The organism is Burkholderia sp. E168m23 (assembly GCF_016586125.1).
Lineage (GTDB): Bacteria > Pseudomonadota > Gammaproteobacteria > Burkholderiales > Burkholderiaceae > Burkholderia > Burkholderia orbicola.
Window position 1 is genome coordinate 1 of record NZ_BCPP01001006.1, and the last position, 2,500, is coordinate 2,500.

A 2,500-nucleotide genomic window follows, 5' to 3' on the forward strand; every position below is an offset into this window, starting at 1 on the left:
ATCGACCACCCTCCCTGAACCGTTCGATGGATAGAATCTCGTCCCGACGCGTGCCGCGATGCGCCGGTGGATTCGAATTCAGACCGCCCCGCTGGCTTCGGTATTTCGTTTTCCGCAATAACGCAGCCATTGGCGAAAAATACAAACCCATATTTCAGGCCACCCGTCTGAAGGCGACACTAAATGGTCGCCATGCGACGGATCGGGAAAACACGTAGACAGGCGGCACGGTAAATACCGGCCGCCCGGAGGGAGGGAATCAGCGGCCGTCGAGGGCCGCGCGCACGGCCGGCAGGCCCGGCGCGCCGGCCGCCGTCGTCACGCCGTCGAGCCAGCCGGCGACCAGCGCCGGCTCGGCCTTCAGCGCATGTTGCGCCGCGAGTGCGGGCGAGGTCTTGTTGTCGAGCATGTCGGCGATCATCCGGTTCTCGACGTCGACGGAGAACGTCATCTGCCGGAACAGCCGCGCGAGGTTCGTGCACTGGCCGGCGAACCCGGCACGCGTGACCGTGTTGACCGTCGCGCCGCCGTAGTTCGGGCCGAAGTACGCATCGCCGCCCGACAGATACGTCAGATGAAACTTCGTGTTCATCAGATGCGGCTCCCACGCGAGAAACACGATCCAGCGCTTGTCGCGCACCGCCCGCTCGACCTGCGTGAGCATGCCCGTCTCGCTCGATTCGACGAGCGACCAGTTCGCGGGCCCCAGCACGTGGTCGGACAGCATCCGCTTGATGTTCTGGTTCGCGGGTGCGCCGGGCTCGATCCCGTAGATCTTGCCGCCGAAACGGTCCGCGTAGCGCGCGAGATCGGCGAACGTGTGCACGCCGGCCGCGGCCACGTAGTCGGGCACCGCGAGCGTGAATTTCGCACCACTCAGGTTCGCGTGCAGCACGTCGATCGATTTTTCGTCGACGAACGGCTTCACGAGCGGCGCCTGCGCGGGCATCCAGTTGCCGAGGAACACGTCGACCTGCCCTTTCTTCAACCCCTGGTACGTGATCGGCACCGACAGGTTCGCCACGTCCTGCCGGTAGCCGAGCGCCTTCAGCACGACGCCCGCCATCGCGTTCGTCGCGTCGATGTCGGTCCAGCCGGGCGCCGCCATCTTCACGGCGTCGCACGTCTGCGGATCGGCGGCATGCGCCGGCTGCGCCGCCACGCACGCGGCGGCGGCAAGCGCCGCGCCGATCCTTCGGATTGCTGCATTGCATTGCCGTTTCATCGTCCGCTTCCTCCGTCGTTCATGAATGTTCGCACCGCCGGACGCTCAGCGCCCGACGCGCGGAAAACGCGCCATCGCCTCGAGCGTGTCGAGTTCGATGTGATTGCGCATGTAGCGCTGGCTCGCGTCGGTGAACGGCTGCCAGTCCCACGCGTGGATGCGGCCCTGCGTCGTCGCCGCGTAATGGAAGCGCCGGCGCCGCTGGCTCGCGCGCACCTGCCGGTCCAGCTCGGGCAGGTTCCAGCGCTGTGCGGCCTCCACGCGGAACGCGGCGAGCACGTCGGCGGCTTCCGGCTGCCCGGCCAGGTTCGTCAGCTCGCGCGGGTCGTCCGACAGGTGGTAGAGCTGGTCGGGATCGGCCAGGCAATGCACGTATTTCCAGTCGCCGCGGCGGATCATCACGACCGGCGCGAGCGCGCCTTCCGCGAGGTATTCGCCGAGCGCGACATCGTGCGCGGGCGTGCCGTGCAGGTGCGGCACGAGGCTCGCACCGTCGACCGGGTCCGGCCATCCGGCGTCCGGCCAGCCGCCGGCGGGCGTGGCGCCGGCCAGCTCGACGAGCGTCGGCAGCAGGTCGACGTGCGACACGGGCCCGCGCACCCGCGCAGCGCCGAAGCGGCCCGGCGCATGCACGATCAGCGGCACGCGGCAGCCGCCTTCGAAGAACGTCATCTTGTACCAGAGCCCGCGTTCGCCGAGCATGTCGCCGTGGTCGGACGTGACGATCACGATCGTGTCGTCGGCGAACCCGCATTGCTCGAGGGCGGCCAGCACGCTGCCGAACTGCGTGTCGACGTAGGACGTCGCGCCGTAATACGCGCGGCGGGCGGCGCGGATCTGCGCGTCGGTCGGCGGCGTGCGGTCGTTCTCGCAGACGAAGCGCAGCCGCTGCGAATGCGGATCGCTTTCGGCCGCATCGAGCCGCACGGCCGGCATGTCGATGTCTTCGTCGCGGTACAGATCCCAGTATTCGCGCGTGATCGCATACGGGTCGTGCGGATGGGTCAGCGACACGACCATGCAGAACGGCCGCGTATCGTGTCCGGCCGCACGTTCGCGCGCGACGTCGTACAGCTTCTGTTTCGCGGCGAACGTCACTTCGTCGTCGAAGTCGAGCTGGTTCGTACGCACGCACGGGCCGGCATCGAGCACCGAGCTCATGTTGTGATACCAGCTCGGCCGCTCGGTCGGTTGATCCCAGTCCGGCACCCAGCCGAAATCGGCCGGATAGATGTCGGTCGTGAGGCGCTCCTCGAAGCCGTGCAACTGATCGGG

2 protein-coding genes are annotated in these 2,500 nt (G+C 67.8%); both read right to left on the minus strand.

Going from position 1 to position 2,500, the window contains the following annotated elements; genetic code table 11:
- Positions 1–259: 259 nt before the first annotated feature.
- Complete coding sequence (gene choX / locus JMF90_RS33235) at positions 260–1,225, minus strand: choline ABC transporter substrate-binding protein (protein WP_125381616.1); 966 nt, start codon at positions 1,223–1,225, stop codon at positions 260–262.
- A 45-nt stretch (positions 1,226–1,270) separates the two neighbouring features.
- The coding region (gene betC, locus JMF90_RS33240) for a choline-sulfatase (protein ID WP_201326014.1) at positions 1,271–2,500 on the minus strand (1,230 nt) is incomplete at its 5' end.

What these genes read in the sequence shown, in the direction of transcription:
- choX (WP_125381616.1), bottom strand. Translation starts at nt 1,225, where the DNA reads ATGAAACGGCAATGCAATGCAGCAATCCGAAGGATCGGCGCGGCGCTT.